General features: G+C 62.4%; 24 protein-coding genes. 13 read left to right on the forward strand and 11 right to left on the reverse strand.

Annotated features, from left to right (window positions below; all coding sequences use genetic code 11):
- The first annotated feature begins 29 nt into the window (after positions 1–29).
- The 4 genes from ACNOHI_RS05940 to ACNOHI_RS05955 all read left to right on the forward strand — a co-directional run bounded on the left by ACNOHI_RS05940 (position 30) and on the right by ACNOHI_RS05955 (position 2,911).
- A complete protein-coding gene (locus ACNOHI_RS05940; protein WP_420473726.1) occupies positions 30–554 on the forward strand; it encodes a hypothetical protein in 525 nt (174 codons plus the stop codon).
- A gap of 95 nt (positions 555–649) precedes the next feature.
- The gene (locus ACNOHI_RS05945) at positions 650–1,150 is read left to right on the forward strand and encodes a hypothetical protein (RefSeq protein WP_420473727.1); all 501 of its coding nucleotides are present in this window, start codon (positions 650–652) and stop codon (positions 1,148–1,150) included.
- A gap of 97 nt (positions 1,151–1,247) precedes the next feature.
- The gene (locus tag ACNOHI_RS05950; RefSeq protein ID WP_420473728.1) at positions 1,248–2,111 is read left to right on the forward strand and encodes a hypothetical protein; all 864 of its coding nucleotides are present in this window, start codon (positions 1,248–1,250) and stop codon (positions 2,109–2,111) included.
- 47 nt (positions 2,112–2,158) lie between these two features.
- Positions 2,159–2,911, forward strand: a complete 753-nt coding sequence (locus tag ACNOHI_RS05955; protein ID WP_420473729.1) for a ZIP family metal transporter — start codon at positions 2,159–2,161, stop codon at positions 2,909–2,911.
- Between the two features lie 48 nt (positions 2,912–2,959).
- Here ACNOHI_RS05955 and ACNOHI_RS05960 read toward each other — a convergent pair whose 3' ends face one another.
- A complete protein-coding gene (locus tag ACNOHI_RS05960; protein WP_420473730.1) occupies positions 2,960–3,811 on the reverse strand; it encodes an ion transporter in 852 nt (283 codons plus the stop codon).
- 163 nt (positions 3,812–3,974) lie between these two features.
- On the reverse strand, positions 3,975–4,643 hold the full coding sequence (locus ACNOHI_RS05965) for a pentapeptide repeat-containing protein (RefSeq protein WP_420473731.1): 669 nt from the start codon (positions 4,641–4,643) through the stop codon (positions 3,975–3,977).
- A gap of 138 nt (positions 4,644–4,781) precedes the next feature.
- Here ACNOHI_RS05965 and ACNOHI_RS05970 point away from each other — a divergent pair, with 138 nt between their 5' ends.
- Positions 4,782–5,219 (forward strand): PPC domain-containing DNA-binding protein, encoded by a 438-nt coding sequence (locus tag ACNOHI_RS05970; protein WP_420473732.1) that lies wholly within the window; start codon positions 4,782–4,784, stop codon positions 5,217–5,219.
- On the opposite strand, the gene ACNOHI_RS05975 is transcribed toward ACNOHI_RS05970, so the two are convergent.
- The 4 genes from ACNOHI_RS05975 to ACNOHI_RS05990 are packed head-to-tail and all read right to left on the reverse strand — an operon-like array spanning position 5,200 to position 9,133.
- A complete protein-coding gene (locus tag ACNOHI_RS05975; protein WP_420473733.1) occupies positions 5,200–7,044 on the reverse strand; it encodes a glycoside hydrolase family 15 protein in 1,845 nt (614 codons plus the stop codon). The two genes, ACNOHI_RS05970 and ACNOHI_RS05975, sit on opposite strands and share 20 nt — an antisense overlap.
- A 2-nt stretch (positions 7,045–7,046) precedes the next feature.
- Entirely contained in the window at positions 7,047–7,886 is an 840-nt protein-coding gene (locus ACNOHI_RS05980) for a c-type cytochrome (protein WP_420473734.1), read from the reverse strand.
- A gap of 15 nt (positions 7,887–7,901) precedes the next feature.
- The gene (locus ACNOHI_RS05985; protein WP_420473735.1) at positions 7,902–8,261 is read right to left on the reverse strand and encodes a c-type cytochrome; all 360 of its coding nucleotides are present in this window, start codon (positions 8,259–8,261) and stop codon (positions 7,902–7,904) included.
- Entirely contained in the window at positions 8,258–9,133 is an 876-nt protein-coding gene (locus ACNOHI_RS05990) for a cytochrome c oxidase assembly protein (RefSeq protein WP_420473736.1), read from the reverse strand. Before ACNOHI_RS05990 ends, ACNOHI_RS05985 begins: the two co-directional genes overlap by 4 nt.
- A 171-nt stretch (positions 9,134–9,304) precedes the next feature.
- Between ACNOHI_RS05990 and coxB the strand changes: the two genes are divergently transcribed.
- From coxB to ACNOHI_RS06010, 4 genes are read left to right on the forward strand one after another with little or no spacing between them, the layout of a single operon-like run.
- Complete coding sequence (gene coxB / locus ACNOHI_RS05995) at positions 9,305–10,291, forward strand: cytochrome c oxidase subunit II (RefSeq protein WP_420473737.1); 987 nt, start codon at positions 9,305–9,307, stop codon at positions 10,289–10,291.
- A gap of 17 nt (positions 10,292–10,308) precedes the next feature.
- Positions 10,309–11,355, forward strand: a complete 1,047-nt coding sequence (locus ACNOHI_RS06000; RefSeq protein ID WP_420473738.1) for a sodium:calcium antiporter — start codon at positions 10,309–10,311, stop codon at positions 11,353–11,355.
- A complete protein-coding gene (locus ACNOHI_RS06005; protein WP_420473739.1) occupies positions 11,355–13,880 on the forward strand; it encodes a cbb3-type cytochrome c oxidase subunit I in 2,526 nt (841 codons plus the stop codon). The genes ACNOHI_RS06000 and ACNOHI_RS06005 overlap by 1 nt, the downstream gene beginning before the upstream one ends.
- 5 nt (positions 13,881–13,885) lie before the next feature.
- Positions 13,886–14,221 carry a hypothetical protein gene (locus tag ACNOHI_RS06010; protein ID WP_420473740.1) on the forward strand — a complete coding sequence of 112 codons (336 nt, stop codon included), beginning with the start codon at positions 13,886–13,888 and terminating at the stop codon, positions 14,219–14,221.
- A gap of 376 nt (positions 14,222–14,597) precedes the next feature.
- Here ACNOHI_RS06010 and ACNOHI_RS06015 read toward each other — a convergent pair whose 3' ends face one another.
- Positions 14,598–15,308: a hypothetical protein gene (locus ACNOHI_RS06015; RefSeq protein WP_420473741.1), complete on the reverse strand. Its 711-nt coding sequence runs from the start codon at positions 15,306–15,308 to the stop codon at positions 14,598–14,600.
- 256 nt (positions 15,309–15,564) lie between these two features.
- Between ACNOHI_RS06015 and petA the strand changes: the two genes are divergently transcribed.
- Entirely contained in the window at positions 15,565–16,149 is a 585-nt protein-coding gene (gene petA, locus ACNOHI_RS06020; protein WP_420473742.1) for a ubiquinol-cytochrome c reductase iron-sulfur subunit, read from the forward strand.
- Between the two features lie 11 nt (positions 16,150–16,160).
- On the opposite strand, the gene ACNOHI_RS06025 is transcribed toward petA, so the two are convergent.
- Complete coding sequence (locus ACNOHI_RS06025) at positions 16,161–17,036, reverse strand: GGDEF domain-containing protein (protein ID WP_420473743.1); 876 nt, start codon at positions 17,034–17,036, stop codon at positions 16,161–16,163.
- Positions 17,037–17,150: 114 nt separating this feature from the next.
- Between ACNOHI_RS06025 and ACNOHI_RS06030 the strand changes: the two genes are divergently transcribed.
- Entirely contained in the window at positions 17,151–18,596 is a 1,446-nt protein-coding gene (locus ACNOHI_RS06030; RefSeq protein ID WP_420473744.1) for an NfeD family protein, read from the forward strand.
- A 6-nt stretch (positions 18,597–18,602) separates the two neighbouring features.
- Positions 18,603–19,370, forward strand: a complete 768-nt coding sequence (locus ACNOHI_RS06035; protein ID WP_420473826.1) for a slipin family protein — start codon at positions 18,603–18,605, stop codon at positions 19,368–19,370.
- Between the two features lie 10 nt (positions 19,371–19,380).
- Here ACNOHI_RS06035 and ACNOHI_RS06040 read toward each other — a convergent pair whose 3' ends face one another.
- The 3 genes from ACNOHI_RS06040 to ACNOHI_RS06050 all read right to left on the reverse strand — a co-directional run bounded on the left by ACNOHI_RS06040 (position 19,381) and on the right by ACNOHI_RS06050 (position 20,844).
- On the reverse strand, positions 19,381–19,800 hold the full coding sequence (locus ACNOHI_RS06040; protein ID WP_420473745.1) for a hypothetical protein: 420 nt from the start codon (positions 19,798–19,800) through the stop codon (positions 19,381–19,383).
- Positions 19,801–19,879: 79 nt separating this feature from the next.
- Positions 19,880–20,149: a hypothetical protein gene (locus ACNOHI_RS06045; protein ID WP_420473746.1), complete on the reverse strand. Its 270-nt coding sequence runs from the start codon at positions 20,147–20,149 to the stop codon at positions 19,880–19,882.
- Positions 20,150–20,181: 32 nt separating this feature from the next.
- Positions 20,182–20,844, reverse strand: a complete 663-nt coding sequence (locus ACNOHI_RS06050; protein WP_420473747.1) for a PRC-barrel domain-containing protein — start codon at positions 20,842–20,844, stop codon at positions 20,182–20,184.
- Between the two features lie 424 nt (positions 20,845–21,268).
- Between ACNOHI_RS06050 and ACNOHI_RS06055 the strand changes: the two genes are divergently transcribed.
- Positions 21,269–23,065: a thiamine pyrophosphate-requiring protein gene (locus tag ACNOHI_RS06055; protein ID WP_420473748.1), complete on the forward strand. Its 1,797-nt coding sequence runs from the start codon at positions 21,269–21,271 to the stop codon at positions 23,063–23,065.
- The last annotated feature ends 2 nt before the right edge of the window (positions 23,066–23,067 follow it).

Raw genomic sequence — 23,067 nt, forward strand, 5'->3', positions numbered from 1 at the left:
ATCTTAATAAACTGGAAACGGAGGCCATCATGACCAGAATGAAACTGAGAAGCTTGACTGTCCTGCTCACCATGTTGATCGGAAGCGCCCACATTCCTGTTTTGGCCGAGGGCAGCGCCCCGGCAACGGCGCCAGGCTCCACGACCAGCGGTGCCTCGTCCACGCCGGGCAGTGCGCAAAGCGCGCCTGGAACAGCCACTGTCACGGTTCCCCTGGTTGTCCTGATCCCGGTGGAGCAGGAAGAGCGCACGCTCAATAACGGCTGTTGGGTACGTCTTACCGACAAGGACGCCATGCCTAAAAAGGGCAACGACGTCCTGACGGTAGTCGGCAGGATGTATATGCCGTCCTTCGAAACGGCGAGCGGCGTGAACTGGTCGCGCAAGGCCGACAGCCTGACCGTCGGGCCCAAGGCGAGCGTTACCGTATTCAGCGAGCGCGATTTCAAGGGCAGTTCTGCGAAACTCAGCGGAGGACAGCAGGTCAAGGACATTTCCAAGGAACTCGGTTTCGTAAAGTCCATCGATTCGCTGCAAGTAGATTGCACTGCGTGAGCAGGCAGGAATCGAGGTGAAGGGCAAAGCCGTCTTTCACCGACTCGCAGGCTGATCAGAATCGGCAGGAAGCCATTGTTCATGAGGGAACACGCATGTCGAGAACACTTGTCAACGTAGCCCGGGGCGCCGCGTGTGCCGCCTTGCTGGCAGCATTGCAGATACCATGTCACGCCCAGTTAACCGGAGCGGCCTCGCCATCCACCGGCGGCACGCTTGTTCCCGGCCCTGTCGTTCCGCCATTGATCATTCTTGCGCCGACGGAAGTCAGAACAGATCCGACCCTGGCGCGCGGCTGCTGGGTCAGGCTTTTTCCCAGTACCGGATACAAGGGGGCGGATGATTTGATGATCGCAGGTCCGATTGCCATCTCCTCGCTGCACGCGCCGACCGGCGGTGCGAGCGGCGTGTACTGGAAGTCAAAGGCCGAGAGCATCATCGTCGGTCCGCGCGCGACCGTCACCGTGCATGAAAACCAGGACTTCCGCGGCCCTAAGGCAACGCTGCGGCCAGGTGAGAGAGAGCCCGAACTGCGCAACAAATTGAAGATGCCGCAGTCCATCGATTCATTGTCGATCGAATGTGGGCAGGGGTAGCGATTGCCCTGGGGGAGGCACTGAAGCAGCCAGGGGGTGGTATGGGAAATGCAGACCGAAGCCCCTGTTGACAGTCGCATCACGTGGAGGTCGTGTCATGAAAAAAGCGTCGCTTGCCCTTCTGATGGCAATCTCTCCCCTGCTCCCCTCCGTATCGGCCCTTGCACAAAATGTCGCGCCGACCGACACGTCGAGGCCGGTCATATCGCCCGGCAAGGCCGGTGCCGGTATGGAAGGTGTGGCACCGCCTGCCTCGCCGGCACTGAATGTCACGGTCGCGGAAATCATGTCGCGTCCTGGTGACTTCGCGGGACGCAACGTTACCGTGACGAGCCCCGTCGAAGAAGTCCTGACGCCCTGGACGGTCAAACTCGATGAAGACCGCGTGCTCAGCGGCGGCATCGACAACGACATCCTGGTGGTCGGTAAAACGCCGCTCGTCAGCCTTGGCTTCAACCCCGCGTGGATAGACAAGCAAGTACGTGTGACCGGAACCGTGCGCGTGCTGCAGGCGGAAGACTTCCGCCGCGAGTACGGTCGCGGCGTGGATGACCGCATGTTCCGCCGCTATGAAGGAAAACCGGCGATCATTGCCCATTCGATGACCATTGTGGACAAATCCGCCGTCCCAAGCAGCGGCGCTTCCGGAGCGTCCGGCGCAGGCAACGCCGGGACCAATGCTCCGGCGAAGGCTGCGCCGGCACGGAATTCCGGCAACGCCGGCCGGATCGGACTCGAAATGGAATGCCGACCCTCGAGCGTACATTGCCCGGTAACGGATTCGAGCGGATCGTCGGTCATCACGACCGACTCCTTGCCCATCGGCAGCGCGCCGGACAAGGATTCGACAATCACCGAATCGCAGTACCCGACCAGTCCGGGTTCCGGCAGCATGGGCAGTGGCGTCACCGGCTCTCCCACCGGCCCCGCTCCCGGCCCGACAAACGGGATAGGCAGGTAGATCGCGCCGACCCGGCCGCCTGCATTCCGGTGCACCGGGGAGCCAGCGTGATTCCGTCCCTTCTGGCGCTGATGTGGGGGCTTGTCGCCGGGTCAGCCCTGGTCATTGGCGCCGGCGTCGGTTACTTCACTCAGTTGCCGCAACGTCTCGTGGCCGCCGTCATGGCGTTTGGCAGTGGCGTGCTGATCTCTGCCCTGTCGCTGGAGTTGATGAACGAGGCCTACCGGCGTGGCGGGTTCGATTCGACTGCACTCGGGTTCGTGGGCGGGGCGGCGGTTTTCACCGTTGCCAACGTCCTGCTTGCAAGGTATGGCGCGCAGCATCGGAAGCGTTCCGGCAGCCGGCAGCACTCCGAATCCGAGCAGGAAGGCAGCGGCATCGCCATTGCGCTCGGCTCCCTGCTCGACGGCATCCCCGAGGCTGTGGTCATCGGCGTCAGCATGATCGCCAATGGCAAGGTCAGCCTGGTCGCGGTGGCCGCCGTCTTCCTGTCCAACGTCCCCGAGGGATTGTCGAGTGCCTCCGGCATGAAGAGCGCCGGCCGCTCGAAAACCTACATTTTCGGAATCTGGACCGGAATTGCACTGGCCTGCGGCGCGGCGGCATGGGCCGGCTACGCGGTGTTCAGCCACTATTCGAACGAAGTTCTGGCCGCGACCAATGCAGTGGCGGCCGGAGCGATCCTGGCGATGCTGGTGGACACAATGATTCCCGAGGCTTTCGAAACGGTGCATAACTTCAGCGGGCTCATCGCGTCGCTCGGCTTCTTTTGTGCCTTCGTACTCAGCAAGCTCTCATGAATCCGGCTCGTGGTGTCCGTTCCACGGGTATCGATTCAACCTTTCCGCCTACTGTTTGCCGATACGAAGCGCCCGGATTTCCTGCCGCAACTCGGCGATCTCGGCCCGCATGGCGTCCATTCCCGCCCGATCTGCCGTTTCCGATTTCCCTTCCGCCGCATCACGATCAATAAAGTAGGTCGCGATTGTCCCGGTCACATAGCCAAAGACCGCAAACGCGTAGATGGCAAGAAAGAGACACAAGGCCCTGCCTTCCGGTGTCTTCGGCCAGCTTTCGCTGCCCATGGTGGTGACGATCATTGCCGTCCACCACAAGGCGCTCCAGAAGTCCGTCAGGCCGCTGCCGGGTGCGTCGCGTTCGAAGTACAGCATCCCTGCCGCTCCAGCAAGGGTCACGATCAGGGTCAGGGCGAACACGTAGCCGAAGCCGCGTCGCTGCATGGTGTTGCCGAGCGACTTCATCCCGCGGTTCACTGAAGTCAGGATGCGCACCAGTTGCACGCCGCGCAGCCGCGCCAGTGTTCGGAAAATGCGAGCGAAACGCAGCATGCGTAACGCCGGCAGCAACAAGGCGATTGCGGTGAGCCAGTTGCGGCGCAAATAGACGCCCTTACTAGGCGCCACCGCAAAACGAAGCAGGAAGTCTGCAATGAATACGACCCAGATCGCCGTCACGGCGGTGGCTCCCGCAGTGCCAAGGCCGTAGACGAGTTCAACGACCATGAAGACCAGCCACACAACCCCTAGCACCGCCATCGGAATTTCAAGCGCCGCCTCCAGGCGCCGCAGGATGGCAAGACGGTTTCTTGCCAACGCAAATCTGATGATGCGGGCGTCTGGGTGGGTATCTGGGGTCTTCATTGCGTGAGATCTGCCGGGCGGCGGGTCGGGGAAAAACATGGTGTCGAATTTGGAGCAATAAGGCCGCGGGGAAATTCCACCTTCGGCCCGGCGGGCCGGTCGATGTCGGCAAGAAGGAGAAGTGAAACAATTTTTACAAATCCGTGTAAATTGTATTTGCTCAAATATAGTTTCAATTTCCTTCGATCATTGTCCCTTCTGTTCAATCGCCCGCCATCCCGGGACAGCCGAGGCAGTTTGCCATTTTCGCTCCTGCAAAACTTGCCTCGTCGAACTTCGCGCCGCGCAGGTCTGCATTACGCAGATCGGCATTCCTGAAATTGGCGCCCCGCAGGTTTGCACCGGCGAGCGAAGCCTCGCTCAGATCAGCATCGTGGAAGTTCGCCCACGCGGCGTCCGCTGCTTCCAGTTGCGCATTCCGCAAGTCAGCATTCTCGAAGTCCGCGTTTCTCAACACCGATTCACGCAGATCGGCTCCGGTCAGGTCCGCGTCCCGCAAAATTGCTTCGCTCATCTGCACACGGTGCATGCGCGCATAACTCAAGTCGCTCCGGTTCAGTCGTGCCCCGACCAGAGAGGCGTCGCGCAGGTCTGTCGCCTGCATGTCGGCCGCTCTCAGGCTGGCATTGGTCAGGTCCGCATTGTTCAGGTCCACGCCCTGCAAGCTCGCGCGATCGAGGCGTGCACGAACGAGCACCGCTCTATCCAGTTCCGCATAGTCGAGGCGGGCGCCACGCCAGTTGATGCCGCTGAGCCTGGCCGCCGCGCACGATGCGCCGCTTTGCGGCCTGCAGGCGTCCATGGGCGTCAGGTCGAAGGCATGGACTGTGGTCGCTGCCGAGAGGATCAGCGCAGCCGTCACATATCTCATTTTCCCTCCTTGTGCTGTCATGCATCAGGCCAAATAACAACAAGAAGCAAGCGATATTCCCGGCGGTGTGCTGGTCGGCGGGTATGCGCGCGGTTCTTGCTACTTTCCGGGAATTGGTACTCGCTGGAGGTCAGCGTCATGCGCTTCAAGATCATCAACAATGCGGAGGAGAAGACCTACGCGCTTGTCATGGAACCGGGCGACGAGGCGATATCCAGCCTGCAGGCGTTCTGCGAGAGCGAAGCGCTGACAGCCGCGCGTTTTACCGCCATCGGCGCGTTCCGCTCCGCGCAGCTCGGCTATTTCGATTGGGAAAAGAAGGATTACGAGAAGACTCCTGTCGATGAGCAGGTCGAGGTGCTGTCGCTGGTCGGCGACGTAGCCCTGCATGAAGGGAGGCCGAAGATCCACGCGCATGTCGTGCTCGGCAAGCGAGACGGGAGCGCTTGTGGCGGACACCTGCTGCATGGCATTGTCCGGCCGACGCTGGAGGTCCTGCTGGTTGAATCTCCTGGTTACCTGAAGCGCAAGCTTGACCCGGAGAGCGGCCTTCCGCTTATTGACATTGGGGCCTAGCGGCCTTGCCGCCACGCTCGGCCTGTGCCAGCGACAGCCTGGCCGTAACCTGCGACACGTGCGACAGACCCTGCGGAAAATTGCCCAGCATGCGTCCGGACCCGGTGTCGAATTCTTCGGAAAACAAGCCAAGGTCGTTGGCGCATTCGGAGGCCGACCGATAGTAGTGCCATGCCTGCTCCAGACGGCCCTGGCACGCCAGGCACGCGGCCAGCCAGAACGTACACGGCAGGAAGGCGCCTTCCGGTCCCGGAAGTCCGTCCGGTGCGTTGTACCGCCGCAGCAGTCCCCGGTGGTCCAGTTCCGCGCAGATGGCTTCGGCCGTGCGCAGCATGCGCGGGTCATCATAGGCCACAAACCCGACGCGCGGCAGGAGCAGCAGAGCGGCGTCCAGATAGCTGCTGCCGAACGACTGGACGAAGATGCCGCGCCGGGCGTCATAACCCTCGGTCTCGATTGCCCGCCGGACCTGGTCTCGCACCTCGCGCCAATGCACAACAGGTGCTTCGAGCCCGTTCTGCTCCGCCAGCAGGATGCCGCGGTTCAGCGCCGCCCAGCACATCGCCTTCGAGTGGACAAAGTGCTCCGGCTCGCCGCGCACTTCCCAGATGCCATGGTCCGGCTGCTGCCAGCGTCCGCACACCATCTCGACCACATCGACCAGGAAAGTCCAGTAATCCGGCTCGGTCCGATGTCCGCTGACGTGCCACTCCCACGCCATTTCCAACAGTTCTCCATATACATCCAGCTGCATCTGGCTTGCCGCATGGTTGCCGATCCGCACAGGCCTGGAATGCCGGTAACCCTCGAGATCGCGCAATTCGATCTCTGTCAGCCGGCGTTTGCCGTCGACGCCGTACATGATCTGCATTTGGTCCGCATCTCCCGCAGCGCTGCGCTGGATGAACTGGTGAAACCGGTCGGCCTCTACTGTAAAGCCGAGTTCATGCAGTGCACGCACGGTGAATACCGAGTCCCGGATCCAGCTGAAGCGATAGTCCCAGTTGCGGGTGCCGCCGGGCCATTCCGGCAGCGATGTCGTTGCCGCCGCCGCGATCGCGCCCGTCCGCTGGAACGTCAGCGCCTTCAGGACGATCGTCGAGCGCACAGTCTGCGCATCCGCCGTCTCCCCGCTCGGGGGCCGCATACGGTTGGCCCAGTCCCGCCACCAGTCGCGCGTGCGCTCGAAACTCCGGTCGACTTCCTCGTCATCCGGGCCGCCGGCGGCCAGCGTCTTGTCGATCAGCTCAGGATACTGGAACTGGACCACCATGCGGATACGCTGTCCCGCCCGGACGGTGACGCGGCCTGACAGATCGCGGTGTTGATGCACCTCCAGCGGGAAGCCGGAACGAATGATCAACCCCTTGTTGCTGCCGGTCGCCGTGTAGGTGCCGGGCTGGCTGCATTTCATGTAAGGCACGATTTCACCGTAATCGAAACGCGGCGACACCGTGACGTTCACGTCGACCTCGCCCGCCACCCCTTCGAGGATGCGCACATGGTCGTAGCGGGCGTGCTCCATCTCGACCTCGTCCATAGCGAAGAAGTCCAGCAGGCGGATTTCTCCGCCCTGAGCCTGGAAGCGGGTTTCGAGGATCATGGTTTGCGGAAGATATCGGCGGGTGGTGGTGAATTCCGCGCCCGCCGGGCAGATTGCGCAATACCCCCCCTTGTCCCAATCCAGCAGCCGCCCGAAGCAGCTGTCATCGTCCAGTCGCGGCATGCAGCACCAGTCGATCGATCCATTGCGCGAGATGAGCGCCGCGCAGTGGCAGTCGCTGATGAAGGCATAGTCTTCGATCGGCGGATAGCGAGTGTCCATTATTAGTCCAGTGTCGAAAGATAGGCGGCCATGTTGCGCGCGTCCTTTTCCGTCACACCGAGCGCTGGCATGGCGGACCTGGGATCGATACGCTGCGGGTCACGCAGCCATCGGACCATGTTCTCCTGCGTATTTGGCAGTACACCGGCGATGTACTTGCGGTTCGCCATGCCTTCCAGCGGCGGGCCGACATGCTTGCTGGCCCCGACAACGCCCGGAATGCTGTGGCATGTCGCGCACAGGTACTGCCCGATGGCTCGCTTGCCGGCCTCGGCGTTGCCAGCGGAGGGCACTGCCTCGTCCGGCGCAGGCGCGAGTCTTGCCTCGCTCCTCGGGGGGGCGGCAGATGCCCATTCCGCATATCCCTTTGGCGAAAATGCAGGCAGGCGCCTGACAAAAGCGACCACATCCCAGATCTCGTCGTCGGTGAGCCTGTATTCCCATCCCGGCATCCCGCTCATCTTGACGCCGTTTCTGACCACCCAGTAGATTTCGGTCACGCTCCACTCCCTGGCCGTCGCCGCCAGGTTTGCCGGCGCCGGCCGCAACCCGAAGGCAAGTGCATCGGGTGCGACACCCGGCGCGCCGTGGCACTGCTGGCATTTCTCGCTATAGATCCGGAAGCCGTTTCGCACGCGCGCTTCCTCCGACAAAGCCGGCGGCTCGATATCGGCGCTGAAGTTCTTCACCGACCGCCGCATCGCATAGTCGAGCAGCCAGTACACGGGCGCCGTATGCTGCTCCGTTGCCGCGATGTTGTAGATCCCCAAGTAAACGAAGGTGCCGCCCGCTGCCGCAGCGACGAGGCTCGCGATGATCAGGGTCCGTATTCTGATTGCCATGGCTGCGGCACCTGTTCAATCGAGGGTGTACAGATACGCCGCGATGTCCCTTGCTTCCGGCTCCGTGATGCCCATTGCCGGCATGGCGGTCTGGGGATCGACTTGAGGCGGATCGATGAGCCAGCGGATCATTTCGGAAGGCAGGTTCGGCACCACGCCGCCGAGATAGGCCCGGCGCGCGACTTGCGCCAGCGGAGGGCCCACGTTGCTTGCAGGGCCGGCGATGCCCGGAATCGTATGACAGGCGACGCAGCCATGGCGCCGGATGGCGTCCTTTCCCCGGTCTGCGTCGGCGCCAAGCATTGGCACGACCGGGCGCTCGCTGCAAGCGCCGATGCCGAGCACCAGGCACACGCCAAGGACAAGTTCCTTCATGCCGCGCGCTCCCGGTCCTGTCCGAGCGCTCTTGCAGCGGCGGCCACGCCGGCAAAGACCAAGAGGAAGCCCGCTGGCACCCACATGATCAGCCCGCCAAGCTGCTGGTCTTCCAGCAGAGTCAAACCCCAGGCATCGGTCCGGCCGTCGTAAACCGGATACCACACATGCGGAGAAAACGTCAGCAGTGCACCGAGGATACCGGTGTGGATGGCCGTCGCCAGCAGCGATAGCACCGCCATGCCCGCTCCGGCCCGCGCCACGGAAGACCAAAACAGCAGCGCCGCCGCCAGGAAGGATGCATGCTGAAGCACATGCACCGCTTCGTTCGCAAGGCCCGCCTGGAACAGGCGCGGAACGTGCCAGGCCCAGAGCACGACGGCGTGCAGCCACCATGCGCCGATTGGCCGGGAGAGGGTTCGCCATGCATGGTGCACGGCGCGGGAACGAAGCACGATTCCGGTCCGCATCCGTGCACTTGGCGGCAACGCCCAAAGGAAGACCGGCAGCGGCCGGCCCGCTACCAGCAATGGGGCTGCCCCCAGCATCATCGCCTCGTGCTGCAGCATGTGGGCGGAAAACAGATCGGCGCCCAAGGTATCGAGCGGAGAAGCCAGCGCAAGCCCGAGCAAGACGAGGCCGAAGCTGAAAGAAGCGATACGGCGTCCTGATACGCTCGCCCCCCGATGCGTGCGCGGCCGCAGGCGGGCGACGCCGAGCGCATACCAGCCAGCAGCGGCAAGCAGACAGATAAGGACCCAGGCGTTGATCGTCGCGCCGACGTTGTGTTGCTCCGCTCCATGGGCAAGCGCCTGCTCTGCACAGGCAGTGCAGGCAAGAAGTAATGCGATACGGGAAGCATGTCGCAACATGAATGTCGTGCCGGCTCAATAGGAATCCGCTCTCCCGTGGTGCAATTACCCTGCCAGCCTGCCAGGCAAGTGGTACGCAATCTGCTAGTCCGCTGTGCCCGGCCGCCGCTGGACATGCAGGCGGCGCCTCTGCAACACGCTTTTACCCGCTTGACGAAAGGTATTCCTTCGATGCGAAGAAGGCTTCCTGTTGCCACGCTTGCCGCCTTCCCTCTCGGCGCCTGGGCGAATATCCAGTCGGCGCTACATCCGGAAGGCAAGGACGCGATCGCCATTGCCGGTATCGGCGGCGTCATGTTTGTTGCCGGCGCAGCGATTTTCGTTGGTGTGATGCTGCTCGTGTCGCTGGCAATGTTCGGCCCGGTATCCGTGCGCACATGGCTCCGCAGCCGGCGGCTGGTCGTCATCGGGGGCGTAGCCTTTCCGGTTATTGTGCTCACCGCACTCCTCATCTACGCGATGATCGTGTCGGCCTCGCTGGTCCGGGCAAGCGAGGCGCCGGACCTGCGCATCGAGGTTGTCGGAGAGACATGGTGGTGGCGCGTGCGCTATCTGGATGCATCCGGAAAACCGGTCATGGAAACGGCTAACGAAATCCGCATGCCCGCAGGACGCCTCGTCGAGCTCGAGCTGACCACGGCCGACGTGATTCACAGCTTCTGGGTGCCTAACCTCGCAGGCAAGACGGACATGATTCCCGGCCATGTCAACCGGCAGCGGCTGTTCGTATCGACCCCGGGAATTTTTCGCGGCCAGTGCGCGGAGTACTGCGGCGCGCAGCACGCCAACATGGCCTTCGATGTGGCCGTCATGCCTCCCGAAGATTTCGATGCCTGGCTGGCGGCCCAACAGCAGCCGGCAAGGGGCCCCGACTCAGCCCAGACGCGACGCGGGCAGAAGGTTTTTCTCGACAATGATTGCGTCAAATGCCACACGGTACGGGGAACTCCGGCCGCAGGCACAGCGGGACCGGACCTGACGCACGCGGGAAGCCGGCTATCGATCGCGGCGGCCACGCTGCCCAACGGCGTGGGCGCATTCGCGGGATGGATCGCTGCGAGCCAGCATATCAAGCCCGGCAACGGCATGCCCTCATTCGACCGACTCTCGCCGGATGACTTGCGCGCCATTGCCGCCTACATGGAAAGCCTGCAATAGCGACAAGGAAACAAGCAATGCAGCTACCCGATTTCGGCCAGTTTCCGCTCTGGGGCAATTTCGCAATCTTCGCCTCGTCGGCTGCCATCGTCTGGCTGGCGGGAACCGGGGTGGCGCATTATGCGGACGACATTGCCCATAAGACCGGAGTTGGGCATATGGCGGTCGGACTTGTCCTGTTGGGTGGCATTACCTCGCTGCCGGAAATCGCGGTCGCACTCTTTTCCGCGTTCACTGGCAACCCTGTGCTTTCCGTCAACAACCTGCTCGGGGGCGTCGCGATGCAGAAGGCCGTCCTCGCGGCGAGCGATGCCATCATCGGCAAGGATGCGCTCACCGTGGTCGTCTCTTCCCCGGCGCTGCTGCTGCAGGGAGCGCTGAGCATTCTCGTCCTGACGGTAGTGGCCGTTGCGATTGTGGTCCGGGACACGCCGATCCTGGGAATCGGTGCCTGGAGCTGGTGCATTCTTGCGCTTTACCTATGCACCATCTGGATGCTGTCGAAGGCGGAAGGACGCCAGCCGTGGCGGCCTTCCGTGGACAGCCCGCCGCGGAGCGGCGGCACGCCGGCGAGCGATTCGCAGAAGAACATTTCCATGCGAAGGCTGGTCGGGAAAACCGTGGTCGCAGCAGCATTCATCCTCGCCGCCGGTTTTCTCCTCAGCCAGACCGGCGACGCGATCGCGGAGCAGACCGGATTGGGACAGAGCTTCGTCGGCGCGGTGCTGCTCGGCCTGGCCACGTCGCTGCCGGAGATCAGCACCGTCGTTTCCGCGATGCGATTGCGCCAGTATGAAATGGCCATTTCCGACATCCTCGGCACGAACCTGTTCAATGTCGCATTGATCTTCCTGGTCGATGCCGTGTATCCCGGCGGCCCGGTGCTCAACGAGGTCGGCAATTTTTCCCTGTTCGTATCGCTGATCGGCATCCTGCTCACCACAACGTATCTGGTCGGATTGATAGAGCGGCGCAACCTGACGGTTGCCCGCATGGGCCTCGACTCGCTTGCCACGCTGATCGTGTATGTCGCCGGCCTGTTTCTCCTTTACCGGATGCGCTGATGGACGCCAAGACCAAACCGCCCTTCCCCAACCCGGCGCCGCGGCCGGAAGCGGAGCTCGACCAGCTCAAGAAAATCTGGCAGCCCCCCTCCGGCTGGCGTTTCATCACGGTCGTTAACAATACGTACATCGGCTTGCTGTACGTAGGCACGGCCTTCCTGTTTTTCCTGCTGGCCGGCGTGCTTGCGCTGCTCATGCGCAGCCAGCTCGCGGTGCCGGACAACGACCTGATCGGCCACCAGTTGTACAACCAGCTGTTCACGATGCACGGCACCGTCATGATGTTCCTGTTTGCCGTGCCGGCCGTCGAAGCGATGGGTGTGCTGCTGCTGCCAAATATGCTGGCCGCGCGTGACCTGCCGTTTCCGAGGCTGTCGGCCTATGCTTACTGGGCGTACGCGGTGGGCGGCCTGGTGTTCTTTTGCAGCCTGTTCATGGGACTGGCGCCGGACGGCGGCTGGTTCATGTACCCGCCGCTGACCAGTTACGAATATTCCCCGGGGCATAACGCCGATTTCTGGCTGCTGGGCATCGGCTTCATCGAGATTTCCGCCATCGCCGGCGCGATCGAGATCGTGGTCGGCGTGCTGCGCACGCGGGCGCCGGGGATGACACTGGACAAAATTCCGGTCTATGGCTGGGGCATGCTGGTATTCGCCGGCATGATCATCTTCGCTTTTCCCGCGGTCATCCTGGGAACCATCCTGCTGGAACTGGAGCGCAGCTTTCATTGGCCCTTCTTCATCGCCGCCAAGGGCGGCGACCCGCTGCTGTGGCAGCACCTGTTCTGGTTCTTCGGACATCCGGAGGTCTACATCATTTTCCTGCCGGCCGCGGCCATGGTCTCGATGATCGTCCCTGCCATGACACGCACGCCGCTGGTCGGACACCGGCTGGTCGTACTGGCGCTGATCGGCACCGGTTTCCTCAGCTTCGGCTTGTGGGTACACCACATGTTCGCGACAGGCATCCCGCAGCTGTCACTCAGCTTCTTCACGGCGGCGAGCATGGCGGTCACGGTGCCCAGCGGCATCCAGGTCTTCGCCTGGATCGCCACCCTGGCAGCTGCTCGAAAGATCCAGTGGAAAGTGCCGATGCTGTTCCTGCTCGGATTTCTTTTCATTTTCGTCCTTGGCGGCCTGACCGGCGTGATGGTGGCAGTCGTGCCCTTCGACTGGCAGGCACATGACACCTATTTCATCGTCGCGCACCTGCACTACGTGCTGTTCGGCGGCATGGTGTTTCCGCTGTTTGCGGCGTTCTATTACTGGGCGCCGTTCGTCAGTGCCAAGCCCTTGTCGGAACGCCTGGGGCGATGGGCTTGCGGCCTCATGTTCGTCGGCTTCAATGTCGCATTCTTCCCGATGCACATAACCGGCCTCGCCGGCATGCCGCGCCGCGTCTATACCTATGCGGAATATCTCGGCTGGGGCCCGCTCAACATGGTCTCGACCATCGGCGCCTTCATCATTGCGGCCGGGGTCCTGGTCTTTCTTGTCGATCTCGCCCGAAACTTTCGTCCCACCGGGGGGCAGAACGCGGGCAATGTGTGGGACGCCGGCACGCTGGAATGGCTGCCGAACGACAACTACGGGACGCGCAGCATTCCGATCGTGTCCAGCGCGGAGCCCCTGTGGGACCAGCCCGGTCTCGGAGAAGAGGTTGACGCCGGGCGCTACTACCTGCCCAATGCGCCGACCGGCGGCCGGGAAACCATCGTCACCAGTCCGCTGGATGCCCGACCGCAATACGTGCTGCAAATGCCCGGCCCGAGCTGGCCGCCGGTGCTGGCGGCCTTCGGCACGGCCGGCTTCTTCCTGCTGCTGACGGTCAAGCTGGTGGTGCCGGCCGTGATCTGCGGCGTGGTCGCGATTGTTATGGTGCTGCGCTGGCTCTGGACCACCGACCCCGGCCCATCCCATCCGCCAGTCGACATCGGCGGCCAGCACCTCCCGGTCTACATGGCCGGTCCATCGTCGCATTCCTGGTGGGCGATGGTCGTGCTGATCCTGGTGTCGGGCTCGATATTCGGCTCGATGCTGTTCTCCTATCTGTTCCTGTGGACCGTTTCTCCGGAGATCTGGCCTGACCCGACCTTGTTGCCGACAATGGGATGGCCGCTTGCATCGACCGGCCTGCTCCTTGTCGCAAGCGTTCTCGTTGCATGGGCCAACCGCCGGCTGCATGAGGGCAATGGAAAAGCCGTGCAAATAGCATTGCCCGTCGCCATCGTCCTGCTGTGCGGCGCTCTCCTGCTCGATTTCATGGGCCAGTGGCAGACCGGCTTGCGCCCGGAAGACAATGCCTACGCCGCCGCCGTCTACACCATCCAGGCCCTGCAAGGCTTGTTCGTCGCCATCCTCGTCATCATGGGTCTCTACACGGTTGCACGGTCAGCCTTCGGCCTGCTGGACGCGAACCGGCGCGTCACTTTCGACAACACCATGCTGCTCTGGCACTACACCACGGTCCAGGGCGTGATCGGCCTCGCGCTGGTGCACATCTTTCCACGCTTGATCGGATGACTGCCATGGGGATTTCCTCCTTTACACGCACTTTCCTCCTGATATTCTCCGGTCCACTGGTCTGGGCATGCCATTTCCTGTCGGTCTATAGCCTGGCTGCCCTCGCCTGCGCGCGCGGGTTCGCGGGCGTGGAATGGTTGGGGAAAGGGGTGACGCAATGGGGAATTTCAGCGTTGACGGCCGCCGCGGTCGCAGCAATTGCCACTGTCCTTGTAACCGGTCAACGTGCCAGGAAGTACTCTTTGTTCGAGCAGCGGGCGACGCTCGGGCTGGGCCTGCTGTCGATATTGGGGATCGTCTGGGAAACGCTGCCGGCCTTCCTCGTCCCGCCCTGCGGGTAGCAGTGTGAGCGCAGGAAGGGACTGCGGCATGCCGACAAACTTCCGTCGCCTTGATGACGGCAATGAGATCGGAACAAGGATGTGGATGCCGCAGTATCCCTGATGGATGCAAAAGCAGTGCCCGGATCCATTGAGACTTGCACCGCGTCGCCTCCATGGCGTCGCTTCGGCCTTGAATGGAAAAAGCCAGCCGGCAAATCGCAGATAGGAAGTATATTTGGTCAAATACTATTTACACGCTTTTGTAATGTTTTTTGAATAACTTTCCAATGCAGGTTGGCAACGTCCGAAAGTCGTTGCTGCAGGTGGCTGAACAAGGGAACACCACCGTCGAATACGGTAGCGCGACGGCGGTCCTCAAGGATACTGCCGGCAACTAGCCGGCGGTCACAATAAAGGGAATCTCGACTATGCCTATCCGGCTCCCCTTGTCGGCATCGAGGATTTCGACGCGCAACCGTACACGTTGCGCATCCTTCGCGACCTTCTCGAAATAGACGAAGCCGTCAGCGCCGCCGCCGGGAGCAATCCTCCCTTCGGGCAGCGCCAGACGCAGCATTTCCCGCGTCGGCAGCGTGACGGGAACATTCCGCCAGTAGCGACCATGGCTGCTGTAGTACATCGGGTCGAATGCGTAGGGGCCGCCGATCGTCGAGTAGCCGGGATAGACAGGTGCGTACAGCGGCGACACAGCGAAACCATGTGCGACGAAGCCTGGTTCGACGATCACGGGATGCCCGGGTGTCAATCGAGGCACCGACACGGTCGCGTCGATCTCGTACGGTGGCAGTGCCGCATAGCCTTTTCCCGAAGCTCCGGCAAGCATGATCCGATCGTAGCGCACCAGCACGGGCCGACTGCTGTTGTTGTCTATCCGGAGTCGAAGCGGCGTGATCACATCCTCGACCGGGACGCGCCCCGGCCACGCGCGCGCCGTTGCGAGCACACGCACCCCACCCGATTCACCGACAGCAGACTGGGCCGCGCCCGTTGTATCAGCACGCGTCGCTTCAGGGGCAGGACGCAACATGGCAACGTCGGAGGCGCAAGCGGACAGCAGTGCCGCCGCCAGTAAACACGAGTACACGCGCATAAATGATCTCCTTTGCTCGCCCAGCTCGGGGCGATGCAAGTTGCAGACCCACTTGCGGAAGCGCCTCCGCACACGGAATAGCGCGTTAAATCAAAAGCAATTGGCACCGTTTGCCTCGCAAGCAGGGTCCCGTGAACGAGATCAGGGCTGCAGTCGGTACGAAACCTGCAGCAGGCTCCATGACGATCAGTTCAATGCGGATTGGACGCGACTCGCTTCGCGTCTTGGCAACTGGAGAACAGGAGGAGCGATGACAGTCGACAAGCATCGCCGCAGGATCCTTCTCGCGGCTACAAGCACCGCGGGCGGTGTCGGCCTGGCGGCAGCATCCGTGCCCTTTATCGCGAGCATGCAACCAAGCGCCGCAGCCCGAGCAGCGGGAGCTCCCGTAGAGGTCGACCTTTCCGGCCTCTCGCCGGGGGATATCCGAACAGTTGAATGGCGCGGAAAGCCGATCTGGATCGTGCACAGGACGGAAGGCATGCTGGCAAGGCTCGGGGATCATGATGCGCTACTGGCCGATCCTCAATCGTCTCAGCCACAGCAGCCGCCCTACTGCTCGAACCCGGCGCGCGCCATCCGACCGCCCTACTTCGTCGCGGTCGGCATTTGCACGCATCTCGGATGCATCCCCGTGTACCGGCCCGAAGACGTCGCCACCGCCACAGGCGCCGATGGGCCTGGCGGGTTCTATTGCCCGTGCCACGGCTCCAAGTTCGACCTCTCTGGCCGTGTATTCAAGAACGTTCCCGCGCCGCTCAACCTGGAGGTGCCGGAATACGGCTATCTGAGCGACACCCGCCTCGTCATCGGAGAACATGTCGGTCCAGGGTAGGTGCGCCGCGGTCAGCAGCGCCGGACCCGGACGTCATCCTTGCCATGTTTCTTTACCTCGTACATGACCGCGTCGGCTGCCTTCAATGCCGCATCGGCATTGTGCGGCGGTTTGTCGAATGCGGCGGCGCCGATGCTGAAACTCACCGGCCGCTGATGTGCATGCATGCCACGGTCCAACGCCAGCTTGATTTGCTGCGCAAGGCTGAGCGCCGCTTCCGCACTGCTTTCGCGCAGCAGTACCGCAAACTCATCTCCCCCAAGCCGACCGGCACTGTCGACGCTTCGGATTCGTTTGCGCAATACGCGCCCAATGTCGGCGAGCACGGCGTCGCCGGCCTGATGGCCCAGGGTGTCGTTGACTGTCTTGAAATTATCGCAGTCGACATAGATGAGCGACATCGGATGCCCGTAGCGCTTGCTCCGTTCGATTTCAACCACCAGTTCTTCAACGAAACCGCTCTTGTTCAGACAACCGGTGAGCGCATCCGTCCGCGAGGAATGCATTGCCTGGTCATAAGCCTTCCTGAGTCGATGCTGCATGTATACCAGCAACAGGGTCGCAGCGAAGTCGCTGCCAATATCAAGATAGCGATAGTGCGCGAAGATTTGCGCCGATGGCGCCAGCCAGATGTCGGTCGTCAGCGACACGACGCTCATCAGCACGGCAAAGAACACCCCCCAGCGCGGCGAGGCGAACCAGGTGACAAACATCACCGGGATGATGTTCAGCACAAACAGGCTGATACGGAACCCCGCAGCGAGATCGAGCGCCCCGATCACCGTGACGAAGAGGAATCCGAGCAGGATTGCGCGCACCTTGGTCATCGGGAACGGCGGGTGCGCCGTGGATTCAAGCCTATCGCCAAGTGTCTGGGTGGTTAGCATCGAGCGCTCCAACACGTTTCTCCGTACAAAGGCCCAGAGACATGAAGGCAAGAGGCGGGCCAGGCTAGCGCAAGCACGGAAACGGCTGGTGCGATTCATGCGTCATTGCAGCCTATGTCCCCCCTCCGTCAAGCCTCCCGTGTCGGCGCATTCTGGCGACCGGGACCAATCGTCACGACCATCCTCGCCAGCGTATGTGCGCTGCTCGCATGGGGCGCCGCCGTACACTCCGTCGCGCAGGATAAGGTATCGGCCCCGATCGCCCTGCTTACCGTGGATGGCGCTATCGGGCCCGCCCATGCTGACTATGTTGTTCGCGGAATCAAGCGCGCGGCGAATTCCGGCAGCCAGCTCGTGATATTGAAAATGGACACGCCAGGGGGCCTTGATACGTCGATGCGCCTGATGATCAAGGCAATCCTTGCTTCACCGGTGCCCGTCGCGGGGTATGTGGCTCCATCCGGTGCACGTGCGGCGAGCGCAGGGACCTATATCCTCTATGCGAGCCACGTCGCGGCGATGGCGCCGGGAACGAATATCGGGGCGGCGACGCCGGTTCAGCTCGGTATCTCGCCCTCTGAGCCGGAGCGCGGACAACGGCCGCCGGGTGGAAAGGATGAACAGCCGGGCAGCGCTTCCGGCAAGGATCCCGTCGACAAGGCCGACACGACGCCGATGACTCGCAAGCAGGTCAATGATGCCGTCGCGTACCTGCGTGGACTGGCGCAGATGCGGGGGCGCAACGTCGACTGGGCAGAGCGTGCAGTACGCGACGCAGTGAGCCTGCCGGCCCAGGAGGCGTTGAAGATGCATGTCATTGACCTGATCGCAGCCGACGTTCCGGCGCTCCTCGTGCAGCTTGACGGCAGGAAGGTAAACGTCCTGGGACAGCAGCGGACGCTGCAAACGAAAGGTGCATCGGTCGTCGACTCCGCACCTGACTGGCGCACACGCTTGCTCGGCACCATCACCAATCCCAGTGTCGCGCTGTTGCTGATGACAATCGGACTCTACGGTCTCATCTTCGAATTCATGAGCCCGGGCTTGGGCGTCCCGGGCGTCATCGGCGCAATCTGCCTGCTGCTTGCGCTCTATGCATTACAACTGTTGCCTGTGAATTATGCGGGACTGGCATTGATCGTGCTCGGAATGGCATTCATGGCTGCGGAAGCCTTCGTGCCGAGTTTCGGTGCGCTTGGGCTGGGCGGCGTCGCGGCTTTTGTGGCCGGCGCGGTCATCCTGATCGATACGGAACTTCCGGGCTACGGCATTCCGTTTGGCGTCATTGGCACCATCGCCATGCTAGGTGCGGTGCTGGTCGCGGGAACGGTTGCTGTGGCGTTGAAGACTCGCCGTCGGGCGGTCCGCAACGGACTGATCGGCGGCATTGCCGAAGTGCGCGAGGCCGGACAACGCGAAGTTTGGGTTTTCGCCAGCGGGGAACTGTGGCGCGCCACCAGTGAAACCCCGTTGAGGCAAGGGCAGAAGGTGCGCATCGCCGCGCGCGACGGACTCACCTTGCGCGTCGTCCCGGCAGGAAATCCTGAACGTGGAGAATGAACGATGATGTTTTTCGATTTCAGCTTCGGTATCGGTGCCCTGCTCTTCTTGCTGCTCGCATTGCTCGCCGCCTCCATCCGCATCCTGCGAGAGTATGAACGCGGGGTGGTGTTCCAGCTGGGCCGGTTCTGGGGCGTCAAGGGGCCTGGCCTCATCATTATCATTCCCGTGTTGCAGCAGATGGTGCGCGTGGATCTGCGCACCATCGTGCTCGACGTGCCGACCCAGGACGTCATTTCGCGCGATAACGTCTCGGTGAAGGTCAACGCTGTTCTCTACTTCCGCGTGGTCGAGCCCGAAAAGGCGATTATCCAGGTCGCCAACTTCTTCGAGGCGACCAGCCAGCTGGCGCAGACCACGCTGCGTGCCGTGCTGGGCAAGCACGAACTGGATGACATGCTGGCGGAGCGCGAGCGGCTGAACCTGGACATCCAGCAAGTGTTGGATGTGCAAACAGATGCGTGGGGTATCAAGGTGGCGAATGTGGAGATCAAGCATGTCGACCTCGACGAATCCATGGTACGCGCGATTGCGCGGCAGGCGGAAGCCGAACGCGAGCGACGCGCCAAGGTCATTCATGCCGAGGGCGAGTTGCAGGCCTCCGAGAAGCTCATGCAGGCGGCAGAGGTACTGGGCCGGCAGCCCGGGGCCATGCAGCTGCGCTACCTGCAAACACTTTCCACCATCGCCGGTGACAGGTCATCGACGATCGTCTTTCCGCTGCCGATGGAGATGTTGGGCGGCGACGCGTTCTTCTCCCGACCAGACAAGTGAGCTGGATTTTTCACTGGATAATTCCCGGCAGCCCCGGAAACACGGTCGGGTCCGGGTGCACCTTCGCGCGCCGAAGAAAACGCTGCTCGCTTTCCGGGTCCTGCAAGTACAGCAGTTGCGCCGCCATCATTGCATACAAGGGGACGCCGACCGGGCTGGCGCACAAGCGGTGCTTCGTCCTGCCGTCCGCGAGGAGAACGTCGATGTTGGCGGCCTTGTCCGGCCGGATGAGATAACGATCGCCGCTTTTTCCACCCGTGACATGAAAATACCTGAACGTGCGGAATTCACTGCGTTGCACCTCATTCAGTTGCCTCGCCAGAAAAACGAGCGCGCGCCGCTCGCTTCGCTTCGCGGCCTTCCGCTGCCGCTCCGCCTCTTGCCCGGCAGTCGCGTCAACCCGCCTGATCGCCGTGATGTGCCTCCACACCTTGTTCCAACCCCGGGAGAGAGTGCGAGCCTTTTCCCGCAAACCGCTCGTGGAGGAAAATTGCCCGAGTACGAACACATCAACCTCCCACTATCCGCGGCACCATGACCAGCGCAGCGGCATCCGGATCGAACACCGGAGTGGCATGCCTTGGCGCGGCTTTCGTCTTCGCGCCGAACGCGCTGTATCCACGCGCAATCAGATCATTGAAAACCGCCTTCGCCGCGGCGATCTCAACAGGATTATCCCGGTTCCACGTCACTTGCCGGTGGCCCGATCCGTCCATCACGCTCATTTCTCCGATCAATGATTCGGGTGCCCTGTCCATTATCTGCTCCTTCTCGTCCAAGTACGGATTCGCCGCGCGTACGCCGGCACGCGTCACTGACTCCGTACCGCAAATTGCGTACCCGGTGTGGTTTTCTGGGGAGGTCGACGACCGCGCGGATAGGTGCGGGGGCTTCTTGCCGCGATTCGGCCATCGGCATCCTCACCGTCCTCCGGTTCGAACTGCCCGCGCGTTACATCGACGACGACGATCATCGCCGGCCAGCTCGCGCGCACGATCCGGCGCGGCGGAATCGCGATCCGCCTTCCCGGCCACCAGTTCCTTGTCTCCACGACCATCGACACGATCTTCCAGTGCTCCTCGTCAAACAGGAGATCATCGATATGCCCAACCGGCTCGTCGTCCTTTGTCAGGATGTCGCAGCCGGCCACATCCCCGCACCAGCGCAATTGCCGTTCATGTTGCATATGGCAGGATGTCGCCGCCTGCCCCACCGCTTCGATCGCGGTACCGCTCCAGGCCTGTTGCGTGGTCAGCCCGAGGAAAAGTGTGCGGTGCTCCCAGTCAGCCGCAAAAAGGGATGAGGGCGAGATGAGCACTTTCCGAAAGGGAAGCGTGCTTTCCGTATTGACGAGAAGATGGCGGATGGTCCAATGTCGCTCGTCGAAACAGGCATCCGCGACATATCCGAGGCGGCCGTCCGCCGCAACAACCGAAAAGTCCCGGAGCGCTTCTGTGCTTTGCAAGATACCCATCGAATACTCCTTGAATGACCCGATTCCATTCATGTCTCCTTGTACCTCGAAACCCGCTGTGCGGATGGCGCCGAACCGGACGCAATGCCGCTCTCCCCGGTATGTGGTCGATGCCAGGAAACAAGCGCCCGCCAACTATATTTGGACAAATATTATTTACACGAGTTTGTAAAAACAGTTACAAATCGGATCAATGAACGGCGATATAACTGCCGGATTGTCGCCGGCGGCCAAAGCAGCCGATGAGCAACTTGACCTGGCGGGAGACTGTTGCAGCCGCATTTTTCTGGTCTTCACGGTCGGCGTGCGAACTAATCACCCTTCCTCAAGCTTCTGCAGCCCAGCGCTCGGAATTCTCGGTTTCAAACTCTACACGGGCACATGCCTTGCACCGAAACGGCTTCAGCAATCAGAGGAGGCAGACATGGCTGCAACTGTGAGCGATTTCCTGCTGCAACGCCTCTCCGAATGGGGAGTGCACCGCATCTACGGCTATCCGGGGGATGGCATCAACGGCATCATGGGCGCGTTCGGGCGCGTGGGCGACAAGATGCAGTTCGTGCAGGCAAGGCACGAGGAGCTGGCGGCCTTCATGGCTTGCGCGCATGCAAAGTTTACCGGGGACGTTGGCGTCTGCCTCGCCACGTCCGGCCCGGGAGCAATCCATCTGCTCAACGGCTTGTACGACGCCAAGCTTGACCACCAACCCGTGGTCGCCATTGTCGGACAGCAGAAGCGTGCGGCCCTCGGCGGCGACTACCAGCAGGAAGTCGACCTGATGTCGCTGTTCAAGGATGTCGCACATGAGTTCGTGCACATGGCCACCACGCCCGAACAGATGCGCCACCTCGTCGATCGCGCTATCCGCATCGCGCGCGACCAGCGCACGGTGACCTGCATCATCATCCCCAACGACGTACAGGAACTGCCGGCAGTTCCTGTCCCGCCGCGGGAGCACGGCACGGTGCACAGCGGAATGGGATATTCCGCTTCCGCCATCGTCCCGCCCGCACCGGACCTGGCCCGCGCGGCCGATATCCTCAACGCGGGCAAGAAAGTCGCGATCCTGGCCGGCGCTGGTGCGCTGCATGCGACCGACGAGGTGCTTCAGGCCGCCGACCTGCTCGGCGCGGGCATTGCCAAAGCCCTGCTCGGCAAGGCGGCAGTGCCCGACGACCTGCCCTTCGTGACCGGGTCCATCGGCTTGCTCGGCACCAAGCCGAGCTGGGACATGATGAACGACTGCGACACGCTCCTGATGATCGGCTCGTCCTTCCCCTATTCCGAATTTCTGCCGAAGGAAGGCCAGGCGGCCGGCGTCCAGATCGACATTGACGGGCGCATGTTAAACCTGCGCTATCCGATGGCAATGGGGCTCGTCGGCGACGCCCGCGCAACGCTGCGCGAACTGATTCCACGCCTGGTGCGCAAGACGGACCGTTCCTGGCAGCAGGACATCATGCAGAATGTCGACCGCTGGTGGCGGGTACTGGAAGCGCGCGCGATGAACGACGCCAAGCCGATCAACCCGCAGCGCGTATTCTGGGAACTGTCGCCGCGCCTGCCCGACGGCTGCATCCTCACCTGCGACTCAGGTTCCGCCGCGAACTGGTACGCGCGCGACCTGAAGATCCGGCGCGGCATGATGGCGTCGCTGTCCGGCGGTCTGGCGACCATGGGGCCGGCAGTGCCCTATGCCATCGCCGCCAAGTATGCGCATCCTGATCGCCCGGTGATTGCACTGCTTGGCGACGGCGCAATGCAGATGAACGGCATCAGCGGACTGATCACGATCTCGAAGGTATGGCGTGAATGGAAAGACCCGCGCCTGACGGTCATGGTCTTGAACAACGGCGACCTCAACCAGGTGACCTGGGAACAACGCGCCATGCAGGGGGACCCGAAATTCGCGACTTCACAGAATGTGCCTGACTTTCCGTACGCGGCCTACGCCGATCTGATCGGCCTGCGCGGCATGCGGGTGGACCGGCCGGAGGACATCGGCAGGGCCTGGGACTTTGCGCTCACCTCCTCCGTGCCAACGGTCATCGAAATGGTCACCGACCCCGACGTTCCGCCGCTGCCGCCGCACATTTCGGCCAAGCAGGCCAAGGCCTACCTGTCCGCCCTGATTAACCGCGATCCGGACGCAACCGGCATCATCAAGGCGTCCGCCAAGGAATGGTGGGACGGGATGTTCCCGCCGTCGGAGAAGAAGTAAGC

The organism is Noviherbaspirillum sp. ST9 (assembly GCF_048799745.1).
Lineage (GTDB): Bacteria > Pseudomonadota > Gammaproteobacteria > Burkholderiales > Burkholderiaceae_D > Noviherbaspirillum.

Bases quoted from the DNA above. Each gene is read 5' to 3' on its own strand.
- ACNOHI_RS05940 (WP_420473726.1), top strand. From the start codon at position 30: ATGACCAGAATGAAACTGAGAAGCTTGACTGTCCTGCTCACCATGTTG.
- ACNOHI_RS05975 (WP_420473733.1), bottom strand. From the start codon at position 7,044: ATGGACACTCGCTATCCGCCGATCGAAGACTATGCCTTCATCAGCGAC.
- coxB (WP_420473737.1), top strand. From the start codon at position 9,305: ATGCGAAGAAGGCTTCCTGTTGCCACGCTTGCCGCCTTCCCTCTCGGC.
- ACNOHI_RS06050 (WP_420473747.1), bottom strand. From the start codon at position 20,844: ATGGGTATCTTGCAAAGCACAGAAGCGCTCCGGGACTTTTCGGTTGTT.
- ACNOHI_RS05945 (WP_420473727.1), top strand. From the start codon at position 650: ATGTCGAGAACACTTGTCAACGTAGCCCGGGGCGCCGCGTGTGCCGCC.
- ACNOHI_RS05985 (WP_420473735.1), bottom strand. From the start codon at position 8,261: ATGAAGGAACTTGTCCTTGGCGTGTGCCTGGTGCTCGGCATCGGCGCT.
- ACNOHI_RS06030 (WP_420473744.1), top strand. From the start codon at position 17,151: ATGTCCCCCCTCCGTCAAGCCTCCCGTGTCGGCGCATTCTGGCGACCG.
- ACNOHI_RS06025 (WP_420473743.1), bottom strand. From the start codon at position 17,036: ATGCTAACCACCCAGACACTTGGCGATAGGCTTGAATCCACGGCGCAC.
- ACNOHI_RS05970 (WP_420473732.1), top strand. From the start codon at position 4,782: ATGCGCTTCAAGATCATCAACAATGCGGAGGAGAAGACCTACGCGCTT.
- ACNOHI_RS06055 (WP_420473748.1), top strand. From the start codon at position 21,269: ATGGCTGCAACTGTGAGCGATTTCCTGCTGCAACGCCTCTCCGAATGG.
- petA (WP_420473742.1), top strand. From the start codon at position 15,565: ATGACAGTCGACAAGCATCGCCGCAGGATCCTTCTCGCGGCTACAAGC.
- ACNOHI_RS05960 (WP_420473730.1), bottom strand. From the start codon at position 3,811: ATGTTTTTCCCCGACCCGCCGCCCGGCAGATCTCACGCAATGAAGACC.
- ACNOHI_RS05990 (WP_420473736.1), bottom strand. From the start codon at position 9,133: ATGTTGCGACATGCTTCCCGTATCGCATTACTTCTTGCCTGCACTGCC.
- ACNOHI_RS06005 (WP_420473739.1), top strand. From the start codon at position 11,355: ATGGACGCCAAGACCAAACCGCCCTTCCCCAACCCGGCGCCGCGGCCG.
- ACNOHI_RS05965 (WP_420473731.1), bottom strand. From the start codon at position 4,643: ATGAGATATGTGACGGCTGCGCTGATCCTCTCGGCAGCGACCACAGTC.
- ACNOHI_RS05980 (WP_420473734.1), bottom strand. From the start codon at position 7,886: ATGGCAATCAGAATACGGACCCTGATCATCGCGAGCCTCGTCGCTGCG.
- ACNOHI_RS06010 (WP_420473740.1), top strand. From the start codon at position 13,886: ATGGGGATTTCCTCCTTTACACGCACTTTCCTCCTGATATTCTCCGGT.
- ACNOHI_RS05950 (WP_420473728.1), top strand. From the start codon at position 1,248: ATGAAAAAAGCGTCGCTTGCCCTTCTGATGGCAATCTCTCCCCTGCTC.
- ACNOHI_RS06035 (WP_420473826.1), top strand. From the start codon at position 18,603: ATGTTTTTCGATTTCAGCTTCGGTATCGGTGCCCTGCTCTTCTTGCTG.
- ACNOHI_RS06000 (WP_420473738.1), top strand. From the start codon at position 10,309: ATGCAGCTACCCGATTTCGGCCAGTTTCCGCTCTGGGGCAATTTCGCA.